We start from the raw sequence: 21,955 nt of genomic DNA, 5'->3' as shown, positions 1-21,955 counted from the left end.
ATTACTGCCCCGCGCAACCGGTGCGCCGCTTCCGGCCCTGGGAAAAATGTACAATGTCACACCTATACTGACATATCTTCAGTGACCTTCCGATGCGCGGCCGCCGCGACCACCAGGTCCTGCCAGGCCATGCCCACGCTCTTGAAGAGGTACGGGCCCTTCTCCGGCCGGGCGACCCGGCCCGCGGCCAGGTCGGCGAGGTTGCCGTCCACCCGCTCCGGGCCGAAGCGGCCCTCGCCCAGCGGGACGAGCAGGTCGCCCGCCTCACGCAGCGCCGCGGCGCGCGACTCGACCACGACCGTCCCGGCCCGCGCGACCAGGTCCCCGTCCAGCTCTCGGGCGCCCGGTTCATGCGAACCGACCGCGACCACGACGGCATGGTCGGCGACCAGGGCGCCGTCGAAGAGCGGCGTGCGCGCGGTCGTGCAGCAGCACACCGCGTCGGCGTCCGCGACGTCCGCGGGCGTGCCCGCCCACGCCGCGAGCCCGGCCTCGCGGCAGCGCGCGACCAGATCGGCGGTGCGGCGCGGATCGCGCCCGACCACGGTGACCCGGTCCAGGCTGCGCACGGTACGCAGCACCTCGATGTGCCCCCACGCCTGCGGCCCGGTCCCGAAGACCACCGCGTGCACGCCGTCGCGCCGGGCGAGCAGCAGGTCGACCGCGACCGCCGAGACGGCCGGGGTGCGGAGCGAGGTGAGGGCGGTGCCGTCCAGGAACGCGACGGGCAGCAGCGTCGCCGCGTCCAGCAGGACGTACACCGCGCCGATCCGCGGCAGGCCGACCGCCGGGTTGCCGGGCGCCACCGCAGCGATCTTGACACCTGCGTACGCGCCCAGCTCGGCCGGCATCAGCAGCAGCTGCCCGGCCGCCATCTCGCTGACGGTGCGCGCCTGTTCGGCCTCGGGATCGAGTCCGGCGCGCAACGCTTCGCGGATCGCCCGGACCGCGTCGGCCGGGGACACAAGCGCGGCCAGCTCCTCGGCGCCGATGCGCGGCACCGCGTCCAAGGCGGTCACCGCAGCACGAACCCGGTGCCGAGCGCGTCGTGCGCGTCCAGGACGAAGTGGTGGCGGCCGGTGCGGTAGGCGGTGCCCTCGACCTCGGTGAGCACCGAGCCGTCCGGGTCGGTGCCGGTCACGCGGCCCACGAACTCCGTGCCCACGATGGACGAATGCCGAAGCACCGCGCCGCCGTTCGCGTCCAGCCTGCCGTCCGCGTGCAGCAGCGCGAGCCGCGCCGAGGTGCCGGAGCCGCACGGCGAGCGGTCCACCTGGCCGTCGGCGAACACCGTGACGCTGCGCTGGTGCACGTCGCCGCTCCCTTCGGGAACGGGGAGTTCGTCGTGCAGGATCACCCCGTACACGCCGGACAGCCGCGAGTCGTGCGGATGCCGGACGGCCGGGTCGCCCGCGAGGGCCGCCTTGATCTCCCGACCGGCCTGCACGATGTCGGCGAACTGCTCGGGTACCACCGCGAGTCCGAGGGACTGCGCGGACACCGAGGCGTAGCAGGCACCGGAGTGGGCGAGGTCGACGGTGGCCTTGCCATACGAGGTGAGCACGGTGATGCCGCGCGCGGTGATCCGGGTCGGCACGTTGCGGAAGACCGCGCCGACCGTGCGCCCGCCGGCGCGCAGCACCCGGGCGGCCACGCGCCCGGACGGGACGTCGATGCGCACCGGCACCTCGCCGTCGTCGGGGGCGGCCACCAGTCCGGCGTCCACCGCCCAGACGCCGAGCGCGATGGTCCCGTGCCCGCATGCGGTCGAGTAGCCGTCCTTGTGCCAGAACAGGACACCGAAGTGCGCGCCGTCGTCGTCCGGCGGCACGATGAACCCGCCGTACATGTCGGCGTGCCCGCGCGGTTCGTGGCACAGCAGGCGGCGCACCCGGTCGGTGGGGGTGTCGCGCGGGCCACTGCCGTCCGGCCGCAGCAGGATCGCGCGGCGTTCGGCGACGGACTCCCCGGCCAGCGGCGGCAGTCCGTCCGCGACGATGCGGAACGGCTCCCCCGCGGTGTGGTAATCGACGGTGTGCACGACGAGTTCGTCTTCCCGTGAAGTAAAGGTGCTCATCACAGGCCGCCCGCCGGGACCAGCGAGACCGTGCAGGACTTGGTGTAGAAGTCCATCGCCGCCTTGCCCTGTTCGCGCGGACCGTGGCTGGACTCCTTGTCGCCGCCGAACGGCATGTGGAAGTCCACGCCGGTGCTGGGCGCGTTGACCTTCACCAGCCCGGTGTCCACGCGGTCCACCACGGCCAGCGCGGCGTCCAGGTCCCGGGTGTGCACCGAGGTGACCAGGCCGTGCCGGACCGCGGCGGCCAGCGCCAGCGCGGCGTCCAGGTCCGGGACGGAGAACAGCACGGCGATCGGGCCGAAGACCTCTTCCCGGGCCAGCATGTGGTCCTCGGGTACGCCTTCGAGCAACTGGGGTGCCACGAACCAGCCGTCGCCGTCCCCGGCATGCTCCGCCTCGGCGGCGGTGCCGCCCGCGAGCCGGGTGCCGCCGGCCGCGACCGCGGACTCCGCGGCGGCCAGCACCGCGTCCCGGGCCCGGACGCCGATGACCGGGCCCACGTGCGTCGCGGCGTCGGCCGGATCGCCGACCCGCAGCGCGGTGGTCGCCTCGATCAGCGCCTCGCGCAGCGGCGCCGGGTCGCCGACCACGATGATCCGCTTGGTCGCGGTGCACTTCTGGCCCGCGAACCCGAAGGCAGCCGCCGCGAGTTGCGCGGCCGTCGTCTTCGGGTCCGCGTCCGGCAGGACGAGGGCGGCATTGTGGCCGCCCATCTCGGCCTGCACGGGAATGCCGCGCGCGGTGGCGGCGCGGACGACTTCGGTGCCGACGGCAGTGGACCCGGTGAACGAGACGACGTCGGCGGCGTCCACCAGCGCGCCCCCGGTCGCCGCGCCGCCGGGCAGCACAGTGAACAGGCCGGGCGGCAGGACGCCTTCGAGCAGCGCGGCGAGGCGCTGCGCGCAGCCCACCGCGTCGGGGGACGGCTTGAGCAGCACGGCATTGCCGGCCGCCAGCGCCGGGGCGGCCTTCCACACCGGGATGGCCAGCGGGAAGTTCCACGGTGTGATCAGGCCGGCCACCCCGTGCGCGCGGCGCCGGGTGAGCAACAGGCCGGGCCCCGAGGCGGGTTCGTGGACCGCGCCGACCGGGTCGAAGACCTGCTGGGCGTAGTAGCGCCAGATCGCGACGGCCCGGCCGACCTCGGCGCGCGCCTCGGCGATCGGCTTGCCGACCTCGCGGCTGATCAGCGCGGCGCGCCCGCCGGGGGCCTCCGCGGGGCGGTCCGCCGCGAGGTTCAGCGCGGCGGACCGGGCCGCGGCGCCCATCCCCGTCCAGGTGCGGTGGGCGCCGCGGGCTCGGGCGGCGGCACCCGCGACCTCGTCGGGCGTCGCGGAGCGGACCGCGGCCACGATGTCGTCGGGTGCTGCCGGGTTGTGGCTGACCAGCAGGTCGTCGGCATCCGAAGGAACTGCGGTCGAAGGCTGAGCGGTCACAGCAAGAACCCTTCGGGGAACGGGTCGGTGGGGTCGAGGAAGTACTGCGCGGTGCCGGTGACCCAGGCGCGGCCGGTGATGGCGGGGACGACCGCGGGGCGCCCGGCGACGGTGGTCTCCTCGACCAGGCAGCCGACGAACCGGGTGCCGATGAAGGACTCGTTGACGAAGTCCCGGTCGAGCGGGAGTTCGCCGGCCGCGTGCAGCTGGGCCATGCGGGCGCTGGTGCCGGTGCCGCACGGCGAGCGGTCGAACCAGCCCGGGTGGATGGCCATCGCGTGCCGCGAGTGCCGGGCGTCCGAGCCGGGGGCGGCGAGGTAGACGTGGTGCACCCCGGCGAACTCCGGGTTCTCGGGGTGCACCGGGCGGTCGTGCTCGTTGATCGCGTCCATCAGGGCCAGGGACGCCTTGATGATGCCGTCCTTGGCGGCCCGGTCGAACGGCTGCCCGATGCGCTCGATGGGGAGGATCGCGTAGAAGTTGCCGCCGTACGCCAGGTCGTAGGCGACCGTGCCCAGCCCCGGCACCTCGACCTTGAGGTCGGTGCCGACGCTGAACGACGGCACGTTGCGGATGGTCACCGACGTCGCGGCACCGTCCTGCACCGCCACCTCGGCGACCACCAGGCCGGCCGGGGTGTCCAGCCGGATCGTAGTGACCGGCTCGACGACCGGCACCATGCCGGTCTCCACGAGCACGGTCGCCACCCCGATGGTGCCGTGCCCGCACATCGGCAGGCAGCCGGACACCTCGATGAAGAGCACGCCGTAGTCGGCGTCGGGGCGCGTGGGCGGCTGCAGGATCGCGCCGCTCATGGCGCTGTGCCCGCGCGGCTCGTACATCAGGAGCGTCCGCAGGTGGTCCATGTGCGCCAGGAAGTGCGCCCGGCGCTCGGCCATGGTGGCGCCGGGGATCACCCCGACGCCGCCGGTGATCACCCGGGTGGGCATGCCCTCGGTGTGCGAGTCGACGGCATGGAATACATGGCGGGTGCGCATGTGAAGTCCCTTGCTCGGTCCGGCTGGTGGCAGGTGGCAGGCGCCGGCCGGGTCAGGGCCGGCCGGCGCCGCGGGTCAGCGCAGCCCGGCGGCCAGCGCGGCCTCGGTGGCGGCGCGCACCGACGCCTCGGACTCCGCGGACAGCGGCGTGCGCGGCGCGCGGGTCGGGCCGCCGCGGCGCCCGGCCATGTCCATCGACAGCTTGATGGCCTGCACGAACTCGGTACGCGAGTCCCAGCGCAGCAGCGGGTGCAGGGTGCGGTACAGCTCCTGGGCGCGGGCGAGGTCGCCGCCGACCGCGGCCTGGTACAGCTCGACGCTCGCCAGCGGCAGGGCGTTGGGGTAGCCGGCCACCCAGCCGACCGCGCCCGCGATGGCCAGCTCCAGGAGGACGTCGTCGGCGCCGATCAACAGGTCGAGCTCGGGGGCGAGTTCGGCGATCCGGTAGGCGCGCCGGACATCGCCGGTGAACTCCTTGACGGCCACGATCAGGCCCTCGGCGTGCAGCTTGGCGAGGGTCTCGGGGGTCAGGTCGACCTTGGTGTCGATCGGGTTGTTGTACGCCACGATCGGCAGGCCGACGCGGGCCACCTCGACGTAGTGCGCATGCACGGCGGCGTCGTCGGCGCGGTAGGCGTTCGGCGGCAGCAGCATCACCGCGGCGGCGCCGGCCTCCGCGGCCTGCTCGGTCCAGCGCCGCGCCTCGGCGGCACCGTACGCCGCGACGCCCGGCATGACCCGGTCGCCGCCGACCGCCTGCACGGCGGTCTCGACGACCCGGGCGCGCTCCTCGGGGGTGAGGGTCTGGTACTCGCCGAGCGAGCCGTTGGGCACCACGCCGTCGCAGCCCGAGTCGACCAGCCAGCGGACGTGCTCGGCGTACGCGTCGTAGTCGACGCTCAGGTCGTCGCGCAGCGGGAGCGCGGTGGCGACCATGATGCCGCGCCACGGGCGGCCGGTGCGGTCCGGCAGGGCAGGGACGGAGGCAGTGTTCACGGGAAACCCCTTGAATGAGATGTGACATGGTACAAAGCGGCGGACGGGAGGAAAAGACCCCGGAGACGGTCCGTCCGCGCGGTTTCGCGAGGCCGCAGACTGGGTCCGGATCCGGTGCGGACTCAGTCCGGCGGGTCCGCGGGGCGCTCCGCGTGCGGCGGGGCCGCCGCTGCGGGAGCAGGAGAGGTACCGGACGCAGGCGCAGCCGGTGCGAAGGCCCCTTCCGCCAGCACCCCCAGCGGCACCGGGCAGGCCAGCGGCCGCGCCGCGGGGGCGGCTTTCGCCTCCCCGCCGGTCAGTTCGCCGACCAGGCACTGCACGGCGGTGCCGCACATGCGCCCCTGGCACCAGCCCATGCCGGCCCGGGTGAGCAGCTTGACCGAGCGGGAGTCGGTGGCACCGAGGTCGGTGACCGCGTCGCGGACCGCCGCGTACGGGACCTCCTCGCAGCGGCATACTGCGGTGTCCGCGCGCAGGTTGTCGGACCAGCGCTCGGGCAGGGTGTGCACCTGCTGCAGGACGTCGGCGAAGGCCCGCAACCGGGCCCGGCGCCGGACGAGCTTGGCAACCTTGCGGCCGGGTCGTGCCGCCGATCCGACAGAACGCCCCGCCGCGGCGACGGGGCCGACCCGGTCCGCCGAGCCCGTCTCTCCTCCGTCCCCCGCGGACGGTTGTGCGGTCTGGGACATCGCGCGCCCGGGTCGCGAAGCACCTGCCGCGCGGACCGCAAACCCGCCCGCAGGCAATGTCGCGGCGATCGAGTGAGCCGCCAACTCTCCCTCGATCAGTGCGAGTTGGGCGCCGCCGACGCCGGTGGTCTCACCGGCCGCCCAGACCCCCGGCACGCCGGTGCGCTGCTGCGCGTCGACGGTCAGCACCCAGCCGCCGTCCGGTTCGCGGCGGGTGCCGCAGCCGAGTTCGAGGGCGATTTCGAGTTGGGCGTCCAGGCCGTAGCCGACCGCGAGCGCGTCGCAGGTGATCATGCGCTCGCGGCCGGGAACCGGGCGGCCCGCGCGGTCGGTGCGGGCGATGCTGACGGCCTCGACGCGGCGCTCGCCGTGCGCGGCGACGACGACGTGCCGGGGCCGGACGGGGATGCCGTGCCGGACCAGGGTTGCCGCGTAGCCCGCGCCTTCGATGAGCTTGCCGGGGTTGAGCGCGAGGGCCTTCGCGTGCCGGGCGTAGCGCAGCGGATCGGCGGCCTCGACGACCGCGGGCACCTTGGCCCCGGCCAGCGCGAGGCTCGCCGCGACGCTGAGCAGCAGCGGCCCGGTGCCCGCGACCACGACCCGCCGACCGGGCACGACCAGCGAGTCCTTGAGTTGCGCCTGGGCCCCGCCCGCAGTGACGACGCCGGGCAGCGTCCAGCCGGGGAAAGGCAGTTGCCGCTCGTACGCACCGGTTGCCAGCAGCACCGCGGAGGCCTGGACGGCACGCCCGGTCGCCCCGCCCGCGCCGATGACGGCGTGCACGGCGAAGAGCGTGCCGGGCGAGGCGGCAGTTTCCGCGGTGGCGCTCCCTGCCCCCGCCAAGCCGCGGCCGTCCGCCGCGTCGGCGTCCAGCCGTTCCACGGTCCACACATGATGGTCCGTCAAATGATTGATCGTGCCTGCGGCGACATGTGCCGCGAGGCGCCCTGTCCATGCGGTGTACGCGCGCCACCCGTGGTGCAGCCGGTCCGGCCGGGCAGCGCGGAGCGCGGCTGCGGGCTGGCGGTAGAACTGCCCGCCCGCGGCGCGGCCCGCGTCCAGGATCACGACCGCGAGTCCGGCGTCGGCCGCGGTGACCGCGGCGGCGAACCCGGCCGGGCCGGCGCCGATCACCGCAAGGTCGTACCGGTCGCGGACCCCGTCGTTCAAGTCGTTCACGTCGTTCACGTCAGTCACGCGTCCGCACCTCGTCCCCCGGCTCCGGCCGGACCAGGCACGCGCGTTGGTCGCGGACGCCGTTGACGGTGATCAAGCAGTCGAAGCACGCCCCGATGCCGCAGAACGCGCCGCGCGGTTCGCCGGTCACGCGCGAGGTGCGCCACGCGGTGATGCCCGCGGCCCACAGCACCGCGGCCAGAGTCTGGCCAGGCAGTGCGGGGACCGGGCGGCCGTCGACCCGTACGGTGAACTCCGGTCCGGGGCGGGCCGCGACCAAGTCGCGAGGAGTGCCCGTCATCTGTCCGCACCGCCGTCGAGCCGGGATTCCGGGCCGATCTCCGGGCTGATGTCCGGACCAGTCTCGGAACCGCCGTACGGGACGCCCCCGCCCGCCGCAGCATCCGCTTCGAAGCGGTCCGGACGGAACGGGGCGAGATCGAAGTCGGGCTTCTCGCCCACCAGCTGCTGGGCGATGAAGAAACCGGTCGCCGGGGCCAGTCCGATGCCCGCACCCTCGTGCCCGCAGGCGTGGAACAAGCCGGGCCGGCGCGGGTCCTCGCCGATCGCCGGGAGGTGGTCCGGCATATAGGGGCGGAACCCGCGGTACGCGCGCATCGCCGGCACCTCCGCAAGCCGCGGGAAGAGCGCGACCGCCTGGGCCGCCAGGCGCCGCAGCACCGGGACGGACAGCGTGCGGTCGTAGCCCACCCGCTCGCGGCTCGCGCCGATGAGCACCGGTCCGGACGGGGTCCCTTCGACCACCGCGGAGGTCTGCAGGTCGGCGGAGTCGCTGGCGACGTCGGCGACGTAGTCGGCGGCGTACACCTTGTGCCGGACCAGCGGCGGCAGCGGTGCGGTCACCAGCACGAAGCCGCGGCGCGGCATGACCGGCAGGAAGACCCCGGCCAGGGCGGCGAGTTCGCCGCCCCAGGTACCGGCCGCGTTGATCACCGCGGGGGCGGCGATGCGCCCTCGGTCCGTCCGCACGCCCGCCACCCGCCCTTCCTTGTCCGTGTCGATGCCCACGACGTTCTCGCCGAGGCGCAGGGCCGCGCCGGCCAGCCGGGCCTGCCGCAGCAGGTGTGCGGCGGCCAGTGCGGGCTGCACCTGGGCGTCCTGCGGGTAGTACACGCCGCCGGCCTGATCGCGGGCCAGGTGCGGTTCGAGGGCGCGGAGCCCGTCGCCGTCGACCGGCCGGGCGGTGACGCCCGCGGCGGTCTGCCCGGCCGCGAACGCGGTCAGCGCGGCGAGCCGCGCGGGGTCCGCGGCGACCACGAGGCCGCCCTTCGCCTCGTACTCGGCGACCTGGCCCAGGGTGCCGCCGCCGGGCAGCTCCTCGGCGGCCAGCTCCTCCCACAACTGCGCGGAGCGCAGCGCGAGATCGAGCTCGGGGCCCGGCTCCTTGTCGGAGACCAGGAGGTTCCCCTCGCCCGCGCCGGTGGTGCCGCCCGCCACGGGGCCGCGGTCGACGACGGTGACGGCGAGCCCGGCCCGGGCGGCGTAGTACGCACACGCCGCGCCGACCATGCCCGCCCCCACGACGATCACATCGCATGGATGTGCCAGGTGTGCCTCGGTCACGTCAGTACAATGTCACATGGCTTTGCTTGGCGCCAGCCCCCTCTTCACCTGGATGACCGAAGGGCCAACTTCGGGAAAACCGCAGGTCAAAAGTAAAGGGATTGCAAATAAAATGTCGCACCTTAAATGTGACACTGCTTAGACCTTGACCCTGCGCCGCAAAATCAGCGAGTGTCCCCACCGTCGACGCGGCCCGCCCGGGCTCTCCCGGGACCGCTGCCGCGACGCGAATCCGACTGGTCGACACCACCTGGGGGCGCTGCCAGATGAGCTTGTCCTCGCCGACCGCCGAGGCTCCTTCGTCCGCATCCGCGACCGACGGCAGCCCGGCGGCGGCCCCCGCGCCGGGCCCGCCGGCCGGGCTCACCCCGATGCGGCTGGCGTGGCGGAGGTTCCGCCGCGACAAGGCCGGCGTCGCGGCGGGCTCGGTGGTCCTGCTGTTCTTCGTCGCCGGGCTCGGCGCACCGCTGTTCGCGAAGCTGTACGGCAAGGACCCGTACACGACGTACGGCCAGAACGAGCCCGGCCTGCTCAACGACTACGGCTACCCGATCGCCCCGAACGGCGGCATCTCGGGCGAGTACTGGCTCGGCATCGAGCCGGGCCTGGGCCGCGACGTGCTCACCCAGCTGCTCTACGGGATCCGCACATCGCTGCTCATCTCGCTGGCCGTGGTCGCCATCGTGACCGTGCTCGGCGTGGTGGTCGGCGTCACCGCCGGCTACCTGGGCGGGCGCACCGACTACCTGGCCGGCCGGGTCATCGACGTGATGCTGTCGTTCCCCTCGACGCTGTTCTTCATCGCGTTCACCCCGGTCGTCACCTCGCTGCTGACCTCGCCGGGCGAGGAGATGTCCCCCCTGCTGCGCGGCAGCATCCTGGTCATGGTGCTGTCCGCCTTCGGGTGGGCCGGCGTGGCGCGGCTGCTGCGCGGCCAGGTCCTGTCGCTGCGCAGCCGGGAGTTCGTGGAGGCGGCCCGGGCGAGCGGTTCGCCGCCGCACCGGATCATCTTCCACGAGCTGCTGCCCAACCTGTGGACGCCGATCCTGGTGACCGCGTCCCTGGCCGTGCCGGCCTACGTGACCACCGAGGCGGCCCTGTCGTACCTGGGCGTCGGCATGGTCGAACCCACCCCGGACTGGGGCCGGATGCTCCTCAAGGGCGCCGAGGTCTACCAGACCGACATCACGTACATGTTCGTGCCCGGCATCTCGATGCTGATCTTCGTCGTGGCCTTCAACCTGCTCGGCGACTCGATCCGCGATGCCCTCGATCCCAAGACCGACCGCTGATCCCTCTCAACGCAACGATCTGGAAGGCATCATGACTCTTCGTCCCGGGCAGCGCCTCGCCGTAATGGGCGCGGTCCTCGCCATCGGCGCGACCGCCTGCAGCAGTGGCGGCGGCTCCACCGACAACGCCGCCAAGCCGGGCGGCAGCGCAGCGCCGCCCGCCGCGAAGACCGCCGCCGTGCGGATCGGCGACGCATCGGACTCGACCGGCCCCGCGGCCGCGATACCCGAGGCCAAGACCGGCGGCACCGCGCTGGTGCTGGAGCGCGCCGACTTCAACCACCTCGACCCGGCGCGCGTGTACGTCTCGCACGAGCAGACCGTCCTGCTCCTGCTGTCCCGGCAGCTGACCACCTTCAAGCAGGTCGACGGGCAGACCGTGCTGGTCGGCGACCTGGCCAAGGACACCGGCAGCTCGCCGGACGGCGGCAAGACCTGGAAGTTCACGCTCAAGGACAACCTCAAGTACGAGGACGGCTCGGCCATCAAGGCGGCCGACATCAAGTACGGCGTCGAGCGCTCCTTCGCCAAGGAGATCACCGGCGGCCCGACGTGGATCCAGGAGTGGCTGACCGGCAAGGGTGCGGACTTCCGCACCGTGTACGACGGCCCCTACAACGGCAAGTCGTACGACGCCATCGAGGCCCCGGACGAGAAGACCGTGGTCTTCAAACTCGCCGAGCCGCGCGCCGACTTCCCCTTCGCGGTCGCGATGCATACCTCCTCGCCGGTGCCGCGCGAGAAGGACACCAAGCTCGACTTCGACAAGAAGCCGTTCTCGTCCGGCCCGTACAAGATCTCCTCGCGGGACATCGACAAGGGCATGGTGCTCAGCCGCAACGAGCACTGGAACCCGGCCACCGACGCGGTCCGGCACGCCTACCCGGACCAGTGGAAGTTCGAGTTCGGCGCGCAGAACCAGCAGATCAACGAGCGCATCATCGCCGCCAACGGCGAGGACAAGAACGCGATGACCTTCCGCACCGCGGTCGGCCGCGAGTCCGCGCAGAAGGTGCTCGAGACGCCGGACCTGAAGGCCCGCACCGCGGACGCGTTCACCCCGTTCGCCGAGTACTTCGACATCAACAACCGCCGGGTCACCGACCTGAAGACCCGTCAGGCGATCGTCGCGGCGTTCCCCAAGCAGCAGGTCCGGCAGATCCTCGGCGGTCCCGCGTACGGCGAGCTGTCCACCACGCTCATCTCGCCGACCGTGCTCGGCTACGAGAAGTACGACAGCGTCGGCGTCCCGCCCACCGGTGACCCGGAGAAGGCCAAGCAGATCCTGGCCGGCGCCACCCCGACGATCGTCTTCGCCTTCCCGCAGACCCCGGTCTGGGAGCAGATCGGCGTCGCGGTGAACGAGGCGCTCACCAAGGCCGGCTTCAAGGTCGTCGCCAAGCCGATCAACGACAAGAGCTACTACACCGAGATCGGCCGCACCGCGAACGAGTACGACCTGTACTGGTCCGGCTGGGGCGCCGACTGGCCGTCGGGCATCGCGGTCCTGCCGGCCAAGCTGGACGGCCGCAAGATCCAGGACGACGGCACCAACTACGCGCTGTACGACAACAAGGCCGTCAGCGCCGAGATGGACAAGATCGCCCTGGTCTCGGACGTCGTCGAGGCCGGCAAGCAGTGGGCCGCGCTGGACAAGAAGATCATGACCGAGGACTCCCCGGTCGTCCCGTTCGTCTACCGCCGCCAGCTCACCCTCTACGGTCCCGGCCTCGGCGGGGTGAAGGTCGGCTTCATCGGGTCGACCTACCCGACGGACGTCTGGGTCAAGTAGCCGCCGCGCACCCCCCGGTCCGTCCCCCGGACCGGGGGGTGCCCAGCCCTTGGGACTAGTCATGCTCCGATTCCTCGTACGGCGGCTGCTGGGCGCGGCACTGATCCTGTTCATCGTCATCACCGCCACCTTCTTCTTGTTCTTCGCGGTCCCCGACGACCCGGCGCGGCTGTCCTGCGGCAAGACCTGCACCCCCGACACGCTGGCCGCGATCCGCGCGAACCTCGGCCTGGACCAGTCCGTGCCGGCGCAGTACTGGGACTACCTGAGCGGCATCTTCGTGGGCCGCGACTACGGCGAGATGCGCTGCGACGCGCCTTGTCTGGGCTACTCGTTCGTGAACTCCGAGCCGGTGCTCGACACCTTGCTCGACCGCTTCCCGGCCACCCTGTCGCTGGCCTTCGGCGCCTCGGTCATCTTCCTGACCGTGGGCATCGGCGTCGGCGTGGTCGCCGCGCTCAACCGCGGGGGCTGGCTGGACAAGACCACCATGGCGCTGTCGCTGATCGGCGCATCGGTCACCATCCAGTTCCTCGGCGTCATCGCCCGCTACGTGTTCGTCGACGAACTGCGCTGGCTGCCCAAACCCGAGTACGTCCCGCTGCTGGACGACACCCCGGGCTGGGCGGGCGGACTCCTGCTGCCGTGGCTGACGCTCGCCGTCGTGCAGGCCGCGGTCTACACCCGGCTGACCCGGTCCTCGATGGTCGACTCGCTCCAGGAGGACTACGTGCGCACCGTGCGCGCCAAGGGACTTACTCCGTTCCAGGTGACCGGAAAGCACGCCTGGCGCGGCGCGGTCACCCCGGTGCTGACGGTGTACGGCATCGAGCTCGGCACGCTGCTGGGCGGCGCGGTGGTCACCGAGACCACCTTCAACATCCCGGGCATCGGCAAGTTGGCGGTCAGTTCGGTGGCCAACTCCGATCTGCCCATGATCATGGGCGTGGTGCTCATCGCGGCCGGCGCGATGGTGCTCGCCAACGTCGTGGTCGACGCGCTGTACGCGGTGATCGACCCGAGGGTGAGGCTGTCGTGACCGCAGTGCAGAGCACGAAGAAGAACATGGCCGATGCGGCGCGCGGGAACGGGGCCGCGGCGGACCCGGCGCCCGCCGAGCCGCTGCTCGACGTCGCCGACCTGAAGGTGCGGTTCCGCACCGAGGACGGCATCGTCAAGGCGGTGGACGGGCTGACCTTCCGGCTCGAACGCGGCCGCACGCTGGGCATCGTGGGCGAGTCCGGCTCCGGCAAGAGCGTCACCAACCTCGCGCTGCTCGGCCTGCACAACCCGGCCCGCAGCACCATCGAGGGCCGCGCCCGGTTCGACGGCATCGACCTGATCGGCGCCCCCGAGCGCCGGCTGCGCGACCTGCGCGGCCGCCGCCTGTCGATGATCTTCCAGGACCCGCTGACCGCACTGTCGCCGTACTACACGATCGGCGAGCAGATCGCCGAGACGTACCGCCGGCACACCAAAGCGGACCGCAAGGCGGCCCGCGCCCGGGCGGTCGAGATGCTGGACCGGGTGGGCATCCCGCAGGCCGCCCGGCGGATCCGCGACTACCCGCACCAGTTCTCCGGCGGCATGCGGCAGCGCGCGATGATCGCGATGGCGCTGGTGTGCGAGCCGGACCTGCTGATCGCGGACGAGCCGACCACCGCGCTGGACGTCACCGTGCAAGCCCAGATCCTGGACCTGCTCGGCGAGTTGCAGCGCGACCTGGGCACCGCGATCATCCTGGTCACGCACGACCTGGGCGTGGTCGAGGACGTCGCGGACGACGTCCTGGTCATGTACGCGGGGCGTGCGGTCGAGTACGGCAGCACCGCAGAGGTCCTCGACACCCCGCAGCACCCGTACACCTGGGGCCTGCTGTCGTCGATGCCGCGCCTCGACGGCGACGTCGACGAGCCGCTGCGCCCGGTGCCCGGCTCGCCGCCCAGCCTGCTGAACCCCCCGTCCGGCTGCGCGTTCCACCCGCGCTGCGGGCACGCCGTCGAACTGTGCCGCACGGAGCGTCCGGTGCTGGCCCGTCCGGCCCTCGCACCCGGCAGCGGCGATGCGGTCCCGTGGCCGGGCAACGGCGTCTCGGCCTGCCACCTGGACACCGCGACCCGCGAAGGAGCCACCGCATGACCGCCGCGATCCCGGCCCAGGCCCCGGCGGGCGACCCGCAGTCCGCCGCCCCGACCGCCGTACCGCTGCTCGAAGTCAGCGGCCTGACCAAGCACTTCCCGATCGGCGGCGGCCTGCTGCGGCGCAAGGCCGGGGCCGTGCAGGCGGTCGACGACGTGTCGTTCTCGGTCGGCGCGGGCGAGAGCTTCGGGCTGGTCGGCGAGTCCGGCTGCGGCAAGTCGACCACCGGGCGGCTGGTGGCCCGGCTGCTGGAGCCGAGCGGCGGCACGATCCGCTACGACGGCCGGGACATCACGCACGCGAGCCGGCGCCAGTTGGCGCCGCTGCGCTCGCAGATCCAGGTGGTGTTCCAGGACCCGTACTCGTCGCTGAACCCGCGGCACACGGTCGGCACGATCATCTCCGGGCCGATGAAGGTCAACGGCATCGACCCGCCCGGCGGCCACCGCAAGCGCGTGCAGGAACTCCTGGAGATCGTCGGCCTGAACCCGGAGCACTACAACCGCTTCCCGCACGAGTTCTCCGGCGGCCAGCGGCAGCGCATCGGCATCGCCCGCGCACTGGCCGTCGAACCGCGGCTGGTGGTCGCGGACGAGCCGGTGTCCGCACTGGACGTGTCGATCCAGGCACAGGTCGTCAACCTGCTCAAGGAGCTGCAGCGCGACCTCGGCATCGCGTTCGTCTTCATCGCCCATGACCTCGCGGTCGTGCGGCACTTCTGCGAACGTGTCGCGGTGATGTACCTCGGAAAGGTCGTGGAGGTCGCGGACCGTGCGTCGCTGTACACGAACCCGCACCACCCGTACACGCACGCGCTGCTGTCCGCGGTCCCGGGCGAGCGCGGTGCGGACGGCGCCCGGCGTCCGCGCGTACGCCTCACCGGGGACCTGCCGAGCCCGGCGAACCCGCCGTCCGGCTGCCGGTTCCGCACCCGCTGCCCCAAGGCGCAGGCGGTCTGCGCCGAGCAGGAACCGCCCTTGGTCCGGCTCGGTGCGGCCCCCGCCCCCGACGTGGCCTGCCACTTCCCGGCCCCGCCCGACCCCACCGCGGCGGCCGGGCCGGTCGCCGCGGTGCCGGCCGGCGCCGCGGCGCCCTGAACCGGACCGGTGAACCCGGCCCGCCGACCGGCGGGGTAGCGTTGCTGCCACCGCCCGGATGTCCCGAAATATCCCGTACCCGGACCGCGCGAAACCGCCGGTCCCCAGGTGCGCCGAACCGACTGGAGGAGCTCCTGTGACCCAGGACGCCAGTGCCGACCGCTTCCACACCGGCAGCCACGACCTGCCGGTCTCGGACGCCCTCGCGGCGTTCATGAGCGACCGGTGGGCCGCCAGCCCGCTGCCCGACCTGGCCCTGTCCGACATCGGCCCGTGGACCGCCAAGCGGCGCGCCCGGCTGTCCGCGCGGTTCCCGGGCGAGCGCCTGGTCATCCCGTCCGGCGTGCTCAAGGTGCGCAGCAACGACTGCGACTACCGGTTCCGACCGCACACCGCGTACGCGTACCTGACCGGCGAGCAGGAGCCCGATTCGGTGCTGGTCATGGAGCCGGTCGGGGGCACCCACGAGGCGCTGCTGCACCTGCGGCCGCGGTCCGTGCGCGACACCGGGGCGTTCTTCCGGGACCGCCGCTACGGCGAGTTCTGGGTCGGCCGGCGGCCCACCCTGGACGAGGCCGCGACGATGCTGGGCATCGACTGCGTGCACCTGGACACGCTGGAGGACCGGCTCAAGAAGGGCGGCGTGCCGACCCGCGTGCTGGCCGGCGTCGACCCGGCCGTGGACGCCGTGGTCAGCGAGCCGGGCGAGACCGACCGCAACCGCGAACTCGCCCAGTACCTCTCGGAGATGCGGCTCATCAAGGACGAGTGGGAGGTCGCGCAGCTGCAGCTCGCGGTCGACCACACCACGGCCGGCTTCACCGACGTCGTGCGCGCGCTGCCCGCCGCGCTCGGCCACCACCGCGGCGAGCGCTGGATCGAGGGCGTCTTCGACCTGCGCGCCCGCGCCGAGGGCAACGGCACCGGGTACGACACCATCGCGGCGTCCGGTGCGCACGCGTGCGTGCTGCACTGGATCCGCAACGACGGGAAGCTGGACCCGAAGCAGCTGCTGCTGCTGGACGCGGGCGTGGAGACCGACTCGCTCTACACCGCGGACATCACCCGCACGCTGCCGCTTTCCGGCCGCTTCAGCAGCGCGCAGCGCGAGGCCTACCAGCTGGTGCTGGACGCGCAGCAGGCCGGCATCGACGCGCTGCGCCCGGGGGCCAGCTTCCGGGACTTCCACCAGGCCGCGATGCGCGTCATCGCCGAAGGCCTGCACTCCTGGGGCATTTTGCCGGTGCGCGCGGAGGAGTCGCTGCGCCCGGAGAGCGGCCTGCACCGCCGGTACACGCTGTGCAGCAGCGGCCACATGCTCGGCATGGACGTGCACGACTGCGCCAAGGCGCGCGCCGAGACGTACCTGGACGGCAAGTTGGAGGTCGGCCACGTGCTCACCGTGGAGCCCGGCCTCTACCTGCAGCCGGACGACGAGACGCTGCCGGTCGAACTGCGCGGCATGGGCATCCGGATCGAGGACGACCTGGTCATCACCGAGGACGGCGCCCGGCTCATGTCGAGCGCGCTGCCCCGCGATCCGGACGCGATCGAGGAGTGGATGGGCACCCTCGCGGGCTGACCCGCACCTGCCGCCCGGCGCACCCGAGGCCCGGCCGACCGCACCCGCGGACGGCCGGGCCTCGGCCTTTGCTTCCCGGTCGCGAATGCGAACTTTTATCCACGGAACGCGGGGCCTCGACGCGATCGAGACGATGGAACATGTAATTGGGCTCCTCAACTATGTTCCGTCTTACTCCCGTGGACTTGAATCGAGTCAAGCAAGCAGACGCACCACTCACCTGAGGAGCCCCAAATGACGAGCACCATCCTGGTTCTGGGCGGCAACGGCAAGACCGGCCGCCGGGTCGTCGAGCGCCTCGCCGAGCGCGGCATCGCCACCCGCATAGGCTCGCGCAGCGCGGAGATCCCGTTCGACTGGAACGACAGGGAGACCTGGAAGCCGGTGGTGCAGGGGGTGAGCAAGGCGTACATCACCTACTACCCCGACCTCGCGGTGCCCGGCGCGGCCGAGACCGTGGGCGACTTCGCCAAGCTCGCGGCCGCCGAGGGCGTCGGCCACCTGGTCCTGCTGTCCGGCCGCGGCGAGCCGGAGGCCCAGCAGGCCGAGGCGCTCGTGCAGCAGTCCGGCGCGGCCTGGACCATCGTCCGGGCGTCCTTCTTCCACCAGAACTTCAGCGAGAACTTCCTGGTCGACCCGGTGCTTTCCGGCGAGGTCGCGCTTCCGGTCGGCGACGTCAAGGAGCCGTTCGTCGACGCCGACGACATCGCCGACGTCGCGGTGGCGGCCCTCACCGAGGACGGCCACGCGGGCGAGGTGTACGAGGTGACCGGCCCGCGCCTGCTCACCTTCGCCGAGGCGGTCGCGGAGGTCGCCGCGGCGACCGGGCGCGAGATCGCGTTCGTGGAGGTGCCGCTCGACGCGTACGCGGCAGTGCTGCTCGAACTCGGCGAGCCGCAGGAGACGGTCGACTTCATCCGCTACCTCTTCACCGAGGTGCTGGACGGCCGCAACGCGCACCTGACCGACGGCGTCAAGCGCGCCACCGGCAAGGACCCGCGCGACTTCGCCGACTACGCCAAGGCGGCCGCGGCCACCGGCGTCTGGAACGTCTGACCACCACCCCCTGGGGCCGGCCCGTGCACTCCCTCGCCACCACGCCGGGCCGGCCCCGCTCCCCCGCACCGCCGCATCCGCTCGATCCGCATGATCCAATCTGTCGACCGGCTCCCGCCGTTCTGCAGAACCCGTCGACCCGGCACCACCTGAAGGCCCGGAGGGCATCACCATGGACGGCATCCTCTTCGCACTGACCCTGGCCACCGCGCTCGCCAGTATCGTCATGGGCGGGGTGTTCTACGGCTTCACGGTCCTCGTGATGAAGGGCCTGCGCACCGTCCCCGCCGCACACGGCGTCGGCGTGATGCAGTCCGTCAACCGGGCCGCCTACACCCCCGCGTTCATGGGCGTCTTCATGGGCGCCGCCCTGCTCTCCCTGGCCCTGGGTGTCTGGGCTGTACGGGACTGGGACGGCACGTCCTCCGCGTATCTCGTGGCCGGCGCCGCGGTCTACCTGGTCGGCTCGTTCATGGTCACCGCCGGCTACCACGTCCCGCGCAACACCGCACTCGACCAGGTCACCGCGGGCACCCCGGAGGCCGACCGCCTCTGGGAGCGCTACCTGCGCGAGTGGACGGGCATGAACACCGTCCGCGGCCTGCTGGCCATCCTCGCCGGCGCCCTGATGATCGCCGGAGTCTTCACCGCGAGCTGACCCTCCGGAACGACCCGCCACCGCAAGGGCGGTGCTGCCCACGGCAGCACCGCCCTTCGCGCGTGCCCGGGGTCGGACCGGTACCTCCGCGGGATTCTTCGCCCGGCCGGGCAACCGGTCCGGAGCGGGCGGTACTCAAGGGGGCTGAAGGAGGTGTCGTTTGAGGCCCCACGAGGCGGCGCAGTTCCACGAATTCGTCCAGGCCCGCTGGCCCAGGCTGGTGCGTACCGCGTACCTGCTGACCGGCGACCACGGCGAAGCCGAGGATCTCGTGCAGACCGCACTGGCCAAGGCGTACGTCGCCTGGACCCGCGTGCAAGCCAGTGACAGTCCGGACGCGTACGTGCGGCGGATCCTGGTCAATGCCAACGCCGCACGCTTCCGGAAGAGACGCATCACGCAACTGCTCGGCGCCGCGCCTCCGGAAGCCCGCTCGCCGGATCCCACGCACCTCGTGGACCTGCGGGACGCCCTGGTGCGGGCACTGGCCAGGCTGCCGGTACGGCAGCGGGCGGTGGTGGTCCTGCGCTACTGGGACGACCTGCCGGAAGCCGATGTGGCCCGCGCCCTGGGCTGCTCGGCCGGCACGGTCAAGAGCCAAGCCTCGAAGGGCCTCGCGAAGTTGCGGGCCGATCCCGCATTGTCCGGCCCCCAGTGGGCCGCCGGAACGTACGACATCTCGGAGGTGCCGGTCCATGACCGAGTCTGAGGAAGGACAGTGGATGCGCGACAGATTCGCTCGAGGCATGCACGATGTGCCCGACACACTCGCCCCGCACGAGGCCATCGAGACGGAGGGCCGCGGCCGGCGCCGGCGGAGGTCGGTGATCGGCGGCTCGGTGGCGGCCATCCTGGTGGCCGCGGGCCTCGCCGGCGCGGTGACGTTCATCGGCGGTGACGGGGACGGCAACTCCGCTTCCGTGGCCGGATCTCCGACGACGGTGACGGTCACCTCGGCGCCCCCCACCCAGACCCCGGCGCCGGCCCCTACGACCCCCGCTGCGGAGGACAAGCTTGTCCTCGCTTCCGGGACGACGGCCGACGGCAAGCCGTGGGAGGTCGTCCGGGTACTCGGCGCGAGCAACCCGCCCGGCAGCCCGTCACGGCCTACCGTGTCCGGCCCTGGCGGCAAGCCGGTCGACCGCTCCCGCCAAGAGCACGTGTACCTGACGGTGAACGGCTCCTGGCAGGCCGACATCAGCGGTCGCAGCGCCGGCACGCAGTGGCCCTGGGATCCGGCGGTCAGCAGCGGCCACCCCGTCAACTGGCTGCACCGGGCCAGCGGTTCCGGGCAGTCCGTGATCGTCTCCCAGGTGACGCCCGAAGTGGCCAAACTGGAACTGGTATTCGCCGACGGCACGAAGATGGAGGGGGTCGCCAAGCCGGTCCCCGACACGCCCGAGGGCTTCGTAGTGATCGCATTCCCGACCAAGGGCGGCAACCACGGCGGCTCGTTCACGTTCACGGCCTACGACGCCGCAGGCAAGAACATCTATCAGTGGCAGTCGGACAACACGGACAAGTAGTCCAGGCGGCGAACCACTCCACAGCCGACATACCGCAGTAGTCGGCATCGGTGCAAGGAGGGCCCGGGCAAACGCAACTTGCCCGGGCCCTTCATCGACCTTACGTGCTGCTGCGACTACGGTGAACTCGCCATCACACTCAGGGCGAGGGAGATCGTTATGCCGACCAGCCGTGCAGGACGCGCCTACGTTGCCGCAGTCGCCGCGGCGCTGGCGTTCCTGACCGGTTGCGCCGACAAAGTGCCATCAGCCTGCACTGCTTCGGCCGCCCGCACCGGCATAGGACTCGACATAGCCCCCTTGGTCGCGGACCGCACCGAGAGTGCGGCGATGCGCACCTGCTGGACCGAAGACCGCTGCCAGGACTGGGAACTGGAGCTCACCGCCTCGACGGCCGTCGCGGACAGCGGCTGCACGGACGAGATGTGCTCGGCCATGCCCGGCGCGACCGGCAGCAAGAACGGTTTCGCGGAGATCCCGGACCTTCCCGAAAGCCCGGTCCTCGTCACCCTGATCCTGCGCGACTCCTCGGGCGGCACGGTGCTCACCGACGACATCAGGCTGACCCCGTCGCTGTCCTACTCGCACGGCTCCCGCTGCGGTGACGACGGCGTGCAGGCCGGGCTCGTGGTGACCTCCGACGGAGCAGTCATCTCCCGCTAGGGGCCGCAGCCTTCCAGGGCGGCTTGACTTCAACTGCGCTTCACGTTGCATCGTTACCGGGACCGACGGCCTCGGAACCGATGGGACGGGCGACTTCATGAAGGCAGTGGTACTCAGCGAATACGGTGCTCCCGACGTGCTGCGGCTCGCCGAGGTCCCGGACCCCGTGCCCGGGCCGGGCGGGATCCGGGTGCGGATCCGGGCGGCCGGCGTGCAGCCCGCCGACACGATGCTGCGCCGCGGAGCCGCGCCGCCGAGCATGGCCGTGCCGCTGCCCGTCGTGCCCGGCAACGAGTTCGCCGGGGTGGTGGACCAAGTCGGCGACGGCGTCACCGACTTCTCGATAGGCAGCGAAGTGCTGGGCTGGAGCTTGCTGGGCAGCTACGCCCAGGCCGTCGCGGTGCCCGCCGAACAGGTCGTGGCCAAGCCGGCCGCAATGGCTTGGGATGTGGCGGGCGTGATGTCCGCATCCGGGCAGACCGCGCACCGAGCGCTGCGGGAACTGGGCGTCGGGCCGGGCGACACCGTGCTCGTGCATGCCGCGGCCGGTGGCGTGGGGACGGTCGCGGTGCAGTTGGCGATCGCCTGGGGTGCCTCCGTGGTCGGTACCGCGAGCGAGGCCAACCACGACTACGTGCGTTCGCTGGGGGCGGTGCCGGTGGTGTACGGGGAGGGGCTGGCCGACCGGGTCCGGGCCGCCGCCCCGCAGGGGGTCGATGCGGCGTTCGATGCGGCCGGGCGCGGGGCGCTCGACGCGTCGGTCGAACTCGTGGCGGACCGCGCCCGCATCGCGACCATCATCGACTTCGAGGGTGCCGCGCGGCTCGGTGTCGCCGGACTGCGCGGTGGCCCCGGCGCCCGGTCCCGGGAGCGCCTCGGAGAGCTCGTCGACCTCTACGAGAAGGGCGCGCTGCGCCTCCACATCGCACACCGGCTGCCGTTGGCCGAAGCCGCCGCGGCGCATCGGATCGTGGAAAACGGGCACGGTCGCGGCAAGGTCGTGCTGGTGCCCTGAGACCGCGGCACCGCCGCGCACCGGAAGCCCGGCCGCACTGAAGCTGCCCTGAAGCCCCAGTGCGGCCGAGATGCCGGCCGCGCGCCGTGTCCGGTCCTGTCTTCCCGCGGACCGCGGCGCGCGGCCGATGCCCTCATCGGGCGTCAAGAAGCGTCCGGCCGAGGCAGCTTGCCTCG

At 72.6% G+C, this 21,955-nt stretch carries 20 protein-coding genes; 12 read left to right on the top strand and 8 right to left on the bottom strand.

Translation table 11 applies throughout. The features are described from left to right. Positions 1–62 precede the first annotated feature (62 nt). The 8 genes from LZ495_RS32365 to LZ495_RS32330 all read right to left on the bottom strand — a co-directional run bounded on the left by LZ495_RS32365 (position 63) and on the right by LZ495_RS32330 (position 8,905). Positions 63–1,019 carry an ornithine cyclodeaminase family protein gene (locus tag LZ495_RS32365; RefSeq protein ID WP_235056529.1) on the bottom strand — a complete coding sequence of 319 codons (957 nt, stop codon included), beginning with the start codon at positions 1,017–1,019 and terminating at the stop codon, positions 63–65. After that, positions 1,016–2,077 (bottom strand): proline racemase family protein, encoded by a 1,062-nt coding sequence (locus tag LZ495_RS32360; RefSeq protein ID WP_235056528.1) that lies wholly within the window; start codon positions 2,075–2,077, stop codon positions 1,016–1,018. The genes LZ495_RS32365 and LZ495_RS32360 overlap by 4 nt, the downstream gene beginning before the upstream one ends. Then, the gene (locus tag LZ495_RS32355; protein WP_235056527.1) at positions 2,077–3,516 is read right to left on the bottom strand and encodes an aldehyde dehydrogenase family protein; all 1,440 of its coding nucleotides are present in this window, start codon (positions 3,514–3,516) and stop codon (positions 2,077–2,079) included. The genes LZ495_RS32360 and LZ495_RS32355 overlap by 1 nt, the downstream gene beginning before the upstream one ends. Further along, positions 3,513–4,514, bottom strand: a complete 1,002-nt coding sequence (locus LZ495_RS32350; protein ID WP_235056526.1) for a proline racemase family protein — start codon at positions 4,512–4,514, stop codon at positions 3,513–3,515. The genes LZ495_RS32355 and LZ495_RS32350 overlap by 4 nt, the downstream gene beginning before the upstream one ends. Positions 4,515–4,589: 75 nt before the next feature. Beyond that, complete coding sequence (locus LZ495_RS32345) at positions 4,590–5,450, bottom strand: dihydrodipicolinate synthase family protein (protein ID WP_235056585.1); 861 nt, start codon at positions 5,448–5,450, stop codon at positions 4,590–4,592. A gap of 182 nt (positions 5,451–5,632) precedes the next feature. Further along, positions 5,633–7,396: an FAD/NAD(P)-dependent oxidoreductase gene (locus tag LZ495_RS32340; protein ID WP_235056525.1), complete on the bottom strand. Its 1,764-nt coding sequence runs from the start codon at positions 7,394–7,396 to the stop codon at positions 5,633–5,635. Further along, entirely contained in the window at positions 7,389–7,676 is a 288-nt protein-coding gene (locus tag LZ495_RS32335) for a (2Fe-2S)-binding protein (RefSeq protein WP_235056524.1), read from the bottom strand. The genes LZ495_RS32340 and LZ495_RS32335 overlap by 8 nt, the downstream gene beginning before the upstream one ends. Next, a complete protein-coding gene (locus LZ495_RS32330) occupies positions 7,673–8,905 on the bottom strand; it encodes an NAD(P)/FAD-dependent oxidoreductase (protein WP_235056579.1) in 1,233 nt (410 codons plus the stop codon). Before LZ495_RS32330 ends, LZ495_RS32335 begins: the two co-directional genes overlap by 4 nt. A 320-nt stretch (positions 8,906–9,225) precedes the next feature. Between LZ495_RS32330 and LZ495_RS32325 the strand changes: the two genes are divergently transcribed. From LZ495_RS32325 to LZ495_RS32270, 12 genes are all read left to right on the top strand, one after another. After that, positions 9,226–10,251: an ABC transporter permease gene (locus tag LZ495_RS32325; protein ID WP_372498673.1), complete on the top strand. Its 1,026-nt coding sequence runs from the start codon at positions 9,226–9,228 to the stop codon at positions 10,249–10,251. Positions 10,252–10,282: 31 nt separating this feature from the next. Then, on the top strand, positions 10,283–12,043 hold the full coding sequence (locus LZ495_RS32320; RefSeq protein ID WP_235056523.1) for an ABC transporter substrate-binding protein: 1,761 nt from the start codon (positions 10,283–10,285) through the stop codon (positions 12,041–12,043). Positions 12,044–12,104: 61 nt separating this feature from the next. After that, positions 12,105–13,082: an ABC transporter permease gene (locus tag LZ495_RS32315; RefSeq protein WP_235056522.1), complete on the top strand. Its 978-nt coding sequence runs from the start codon at positions 12,105–12,107 to the stop codon at positions 13,080–13,082. A gap of 26 nt (positions 13,083–13,108) precedes the next feature. Continuing rightward, complete coding sequence (locus LZ495_RS32310; protein WP_235056564.1) at positions 13,109–14,182, top strand: ABC transporter ATP-binding protein; 1,074 nt, start codon at positions 13,109–13,111, stop codon at positions 14,180–14,182. Continuing rightward, positions 14,179–15,279 (top strand): ABC transporter ATP-binding protein, encoded by a 1,101-nt coding sequence (locus LZ495_RS32305; RefSeq protein WP_235056521.1) that lies wholly within the window; start codon positions 14,179–14,181, stop codon positions 15,277–15,279. Before LZ495_RS32310 ends, LZ495_RS32305 begins: the two co-directional genes overlap by 4 nt. 58 nt (positions 15,280–15,337) lie before the next feature. After that, positions 15,338–16,861, top strand: a complete 1,524-nt coding sequence (locus LZ495_RS32300) for an aminopeptidase P family protein (protein WP_372498672.1) — start codon at positions 15,338–15,340, stop codon at positions 16,859–16,861. 234 nt (positions 16,862–17,095) lie between these two features. Then, positions 17,096–17,917: a Rossmann-fold NAD(P)-binding domain-containing protein gene (locus LZ495_RS32295; protein WP_235056519.1), complete on the top strand. Its 822-nt coding sequence runs from the start codon at positions 17,096–17,098 to the stop codon at positions 17,915–17,917. 172 nt (positions 17,918–18,089) lie between these two features. Next, entirely contained in the window at positions 18,090–18,575 is a 486-nt protein-coding gene (locus LZ495_RS32290) for an anthrone oxygenase family protein (protein WP_235056518.1), read from the top strand. A gap of 160 nt (positions 18,576–18,735) precedes the next feature. After that, positions 18,736–19,284, top strand: a complete 549-nt coding sequence (locus LZ495_RS32285) for a SigE family RNA polymerase sigma factor (protein ID WP_235056517.1) — start codon at positions 18,736–18,738, stop codon at positions 19,282–19,284. 37 nt (positions 19,285–19,321) lie between these two features. Then, on the top strand, positions 19,322–20,101 hold the full coding sequence (locus LZ495_RS32280; RefSeq protein WP_235056516.1) for a hypothetical protein: 780 nt from the start codon (positions 19,322–19,324) through the stop codon (positions 20,099–20,101). Positions 20,102–20,260: 159 nt separating this feature from the next. Further along, the gene (locus tag LZ495_RS32275; RefSeq protein ID WP_235056515.1) at positions 20,261–20,764 is read left to right on the top strand and encodes a hypothetical protein; all 504 of its coding nucleotides are present in this window, start codon (positions 20,261–20,263) and stop codon (positions 20,762–20,764) included. A 97-nt stretch (positions 20,765–20,861) separates the two neighbouring features. Continuing rightward, positions 20,862–21,779, top strand: a complete 918-nt coding sequence (locus tag LZ495_RS32270; protein WP_235056514.1) for an NADP-dependent oxidoreductase — start codon at positions 20,862–20,864, stop codon at positions 21,777–21,779. Positions 21,780–21,955: the final 176 nt, after the last annotated feature.

The sequence above is a fragment of the Yinghuangia soli genome (assembly GCF_021502675.1).
GTDB lineage: Bacteria > Actinomycetota > Actinomycetes > Streptomycetales > Streptomycetaceae > Yinghuangia > Yinghuangia soli.
This window is presented reverse-complemented; position numbering and strand designations above follow the sequence as displayed.